At 65.0% G+C, this 4,363-nt stretch carries 5 protein-coding genes; 2 read left to right on the forward strand and 3 right to left on the reverse strand.

Features of this window, described 5'->3' with window-relative positions; genetic code table 11:
• Nucleotides 1–91 precede the first annotated feature (91 nt).
• The gene (locus VF662_RS00255) at nt 92–889 is read left to right on the forward strand and encodes a LytR/AlgR family response regulator transcription factor (RefSeq protein WP_464136300.1); all 798 of its coding nucleotides are present in this window, start codon (nt 92–94) and stop codon (nt 887–889) included.
• Between the two features lie 35 nt (nt 890–924).
• Here the strand turns inward: VF662_RS00255 and VF662_RS00260 are convergent, their stop codons facing one another.
• The 3 genes from VF662_RS00260 to VF662_RS00270 are packed head-to-tail and all read right to left on the reverse strand — an operon-like array spanning nt 925 to nt 3,761.
• Entirely contained in the window at nt 925–1,521 is a 597-nt protein-coding gene (locus VF662_RS00260) for a DedA family protein (RefSeq protein ID WP_464136302.1), read from the reverse strand.
• Nucleotides 1,522–1,581: 60 nt separating this feature from the next.
• Complete coding sequence (locus tag VF662_RS00265) at nt 1,582–2,820, reverse strand: ABC transporter permease (RefSeq protein ID WP_464136309.1); 1,239 nt, start codon at nt 2,818–2,820, stop codon at nt 1,582–1,584.
• Complete coding sequence (locus tag VF662_RS00270) at nt 2,820–3,761, reverse strand: ABC transporter ATP-binding protein (RefSeq protein ID WP_464136305.1); 942 nt, start codon at nt 3,759–3,761, stop codon at nt 2,820–2,822. Before VF662_RS00270 ends, VF662_RS00265 begins: the two co-directional genes overlap by 1 nt.
• Nucleotides 3,762–3,805: 44 nt before the next feature.
• Between VF662_RS00270 and queG the strand changes: the two genes are divergently transcribed.
• The coding region (gene queG, locus VF662_RS00275) for a tRNA epoxyqueuosine(34) reductase QueG (protein WP_464136307.1) at nt 3,806–4,363 on the forward strand (558 nt) is incomplete at its 3' end.

Consider the following 4,363-nt stretch of genomic DNA (forward strand, 5'->3'; position numbering starts at 1 on the left):
ACCATCGTTTTGAGACTCAAACGAACATCCGCGGGGGCTTTAGCGTTACGATCGAGATCCCCCACCAGGTTCAAGTATCCGAGGAGCCGAAATGACCATTCGCACCATCCTGGTCGACGACGAGCCGCTGGCGATCCAGGGTCTGCGTCTGCGCCTGGAGAAACATGAGGATGTCGAGATCATCGACACCTGCTCGAACGGGCGCGAGGCGATACGGTCGATCAAGACTCACAAGCCGGATCTCGCCTTCCTCGACATCCAGATGCCAGGTTTCGACGGGTTCTCGGTGATCCAGGGCCTGATGGAAGTGGAGCCGCCGCTCTTCGTGTTCGTCACCGCCTTTGGCGACCACGCCCTCCGCGCGTTCGAGGCCAAAGCCGTCGATTATCTGATGAAGCCCGTCGAGGAGGATCGCCTCGCAGACACCTTGGACCGCGTGCGCGAGCGGCTGGCCGAGAAGCGCGGGGCCGAGGAAGTCGGCCGGCTAAAGGAAGTGCTGGCCGAAGTCGCGCCCGAAGCGGTTGATGTCGAGGGTGTCGAGGATGCCCATTCCTCCAACCGCTACGAGAAGCTCATCAACATCAAGGATCGTGGCCAGATCTTTCGCGTCGACGTGGATTCGATCGAGAAGATCGACGCGGCCGGCGACTATATGTGCATCTATACGGGCGATAATACGCTCATCCTCCGCGAAACGATGAAGGACCTTGAAAAACGCCTCGACCCGCGCCGCTTCCAGCGCGTGCACCGCTCCTGCATCGTCAACCTCGATCTCGTCCGCCAGGTGAAGCCGCACACCAACGGCGAATGCTTCCTGGTGCTGGAATCAGGCGGCACCGTGAAGGTCAGCCGCTCGTATCGAGACGTGGTGGCGCGCTTCGTCCACTGACGGGGCGGCTCGAGGAAAGCGTCTCCCTCCTTGCTTCAGGCCGGGCGCCAGGTGGCGAGGCGGTAGAAGTAATAGCCCGCAATGACAGCAAAAATCGCGTTGGTTGCGGGGTTCAGATAAGCGCCGACCACCGCATAGCGGCTTTCGAGCATGTAGCCCGCTCCGGTGAGTGCTGCGTTCCACAGGATCGAGCCGAGGGTCGAGAAGAGCAGGAATCGTCCGAAGCCCATCGCGAAGATGCCGGCGGCGATCGAGACGAGGGTGCGGATGGCCGGCAGGATCCGGCCGAGCAGCACTGCCTTCGCGCCGTTGTCGTCGAACCAGCGCGCGGCAGCGTCGAAGTCGCTCGAATGAAGTGTGAGCCAGCGCCCGTGCCGGTCGCTCCATGCCTTGAGCCGATCGAGGCCCAAAAGGCGACCGATCGAATACCAGAAGATTGTCCCGACGACCGTTCCAATAGTTCCTGCAGCGATGACGCCGAACGGATCGAATTCACCCCTGGCGGCATCGAACCCGGCCATCGGCATGATCAACTCTGACGGGAGCGGCGGGAACAGGATCGCGAGCAGCATCAGCAGGGCGATCCCCGAATAGCCCCCGCTCTCGATCACCTGGACGATCCAGTCGAACATGAAATTTGTATGCGCGCCACGGCGCAAGGTGGCAAGCCGCGGCCGGTGGGCCGTTAGACCTCAGCTCCCGCGGAGCATGCCGCCCAAGCCGCGGCGCGTGGGACTGGTGGTGCCGCCGCCGCCGGACTTCATGACGTTGTGGCGGAAGAGGCCGGCGGTGAGCTTCACCGTCAGCCACACCCAAAGCGCCTGCCAGGCGATCGCCACCAAGTGGTGCCACAGGGTGGGCGTCTGCGCCGCGCGCGCGATCATGGTCAGCGGCGAGCTGAATGGGAACATGGCGGCAGCGATCCCGATCAGGCTGTCGAACGGCCCCACGGCCATCGAAGCGAAGAAGAAGATCAGAACCTGGCCTATCGTCACCGGCATGGAGAGCGTCTGCACTTCCCGGATTGAGGCGGCCTGCGAGCCGATGCCGAGGAAGGCGGCGCCGAGCAGCAGGTAATTCATGCTGTAATAAATGAGCACCAGGATCACGAACAGCGGCCAGCCGACGGCGGGCGTGGGGAGCCCGTCCCCGCCCATGGGCCAGAAGGTGAAGCCGGCCACGGCAGCCGCGGTCCACACGCCGATCCCGACCAGCGATACGGCAAGCATCGAGAACAGCTTGCCGATGAAGATCGCATCAACCGGAACCGCGGCCGCCAGCACCTCGATCACCTTGTTCGATTTCTCCTCAACCAGGTTCGAAAGCAGCATGGTGGAGAGCAGCACGGTCGTCATGAACAGGAGCAATTGGCCCATGCGGGCGGTCAGGGCACGCATCGCTGCGAGCGAGCCTGCGGATTCCGCGACCTTCACGACCTGGATTTTCGTCGGCGGGAGGCTGACGCCCTCCCTCTCCAGGGCTCGTCGAGAGCGGACCTCGTCGAGGATCAGCTGCATCTGCCTTCGGACGCTGCCGTCCTGGCGGATGTCGCCGGTGAGCTTCGGACGCTCGACGCCGCCGGTCAGCACCGCGAGGATGCGCTTATCGGTGGCGGCGAGGAGGTCCTTCACCTGGGGATCGATCGAATAGTCGGGCTCGGCATGGAGGAGCTCGGGAAGTCCGTTCTCACCGAAGGCAGGATTGAGCGCGCTTCGAGCCCGGTTAATCTCCGTAAACTCGCCGAGCGGCGCGACGATCGCAACGCTGGAGCGCAGGTCCTGCCGCGCCATCTTGCTGCTGCTGGCACCGAACAACAGTGAGATGCCGAGGATGAAAAGCGGGCCGATCAGGAAGAAGAGGAAGGTGCGCGACCATACGGTTGCAACGAAGTCGCGGCGGCCGATCACGTAGGCGGATTGAAGGAAGCCCATCACGCAGCCTCCGCCACGGCGCTTTGCTCGAGCTCGCGCGCGGCCGCCGGTCCGGCGATTGCGACGAAGGCGTCGTGCAGCCCGGGCCGTTCGATCGACAATTCCTCGATCCCCGCCCCGCCTTCGATCAATGCCTTCAGCAGCGGCTCGATTCCGGCGGAAGGGAGCTCGAAATGCCAGACGCCGTCCTCCTGGGTGGCTCCGGCGGGAAGCGCGCTCCGCCAGGCGCCGTCGGCGGCGCGGGTGCGGAGCCGCGCATGCGGATTCAGCCGGTCACGGGCGGAGGCGACGCTTCCTTCGAAGCGGATCTTTCCGCCGGCGATGATCGCGATCCGCTCGCACAGCCGCTCGGCATGGGCGATGACATGGGTGGAGAAGATGATCGTCGCTCCGCCCGCCGCTTCCTCGCGGATGAGATGCTCGAGCCGGCCCTGGTTGATGGCGTCGAGGCCGGAAAAGGGCTCGTCGAGCACGATCAGCTTCGGGCGGTGGACGATCGTGCCGAACAGCTGCACCGTCTGAGCCATGCCCTTGGACAAGCTCTTGATGGGCTTGTTCACATAGTCCCCGAGGCCGTTATCTGCGAGCAGCCGCTCGGCGCGCACTCGGCCGGTGTCGAGCGGGAGGCCGCGGAGCGCGCCCATGAAGGCGATCGCCTCCTTTGCCGTCATCGCAGGGTAGAGACCCCGCTCTTCGGGCAAATAGCCGACCAGGGTGGCCGCTTCGAGAGGGCGGGAGCGTCCGAGCAGGGTCCGCTCGCCCTCGTCGGGATCGATGATCCCGAGCAGCATGCGCAGGGTCGTCGTCTTGCCGGCGCCGTTCGGACCGAGAATGCCGTAGATCGTCCCTTCCGGAACCGCGATGTCGACGCCGTCCACGGCCGTCTTCCCGTCGAAGGCCTTGAACAGGCGCTTCGCCTCAATAGCTAAGCCGTTCCCCACGCGCGCAATATCCCCTTTGCGGTCAACGTGGTAACGAGTGCGACATGCAAGGCAAGCCAAAGCTGCGCGACAGGCTGGAAGAAAAGGCGAAGGAGCTGGGCTTCTCCGCGGTCGGCGTGGCGCGTGCGGATGCGGCGCCCAAGACGGCGGAGCGGCTGGCGGAATGGCTGGCCTCGGGGGCGCATGGCGATATGATCTGGATGGAGGAGACTGCGGCCCGCCGCGCCTCGCCCGCGGGGCTGTGGCCGGACGTGAGGAGCGTTATCTCGCTGGGTATGAGCTATGCGCCGTCAACCGATCCGATGGCGCTGGCGGGGGAGGGGGATGTCGGCCGCATCTCGGTCTACGCCCAGGGCGCCGATTATCACGACGTCGTCAAGAAGGCGCTGAAGGCGCTGGCCCGCTGGCTGGTCGAGGAAGCGGGCTGCGAATTGAAGGTGTTCGTCGATACCGCGCCGGTTATGGAAAAGCCGCTCGCCGAAGCGGCCGGGCTCGGCTGGCAGGGCAAGCACACCAACCTCGTCAGCCGGAGGGACGGCAACTGGCTGTTCCTCGGCGCCATCTACACGACGCTCGAGCTGGACCTGGAGCCTGCGGGGGAG

The sequence above is a fragment of the Allosphingosinicella sp. genome (assembly GCF_036387215.1).
Classification (GTDB): Bacteria; Pseudomonadota; Alphaproteobacteria; order Sphingomonadales; family Sphingomonadaceae; genus Allosphingosinicella.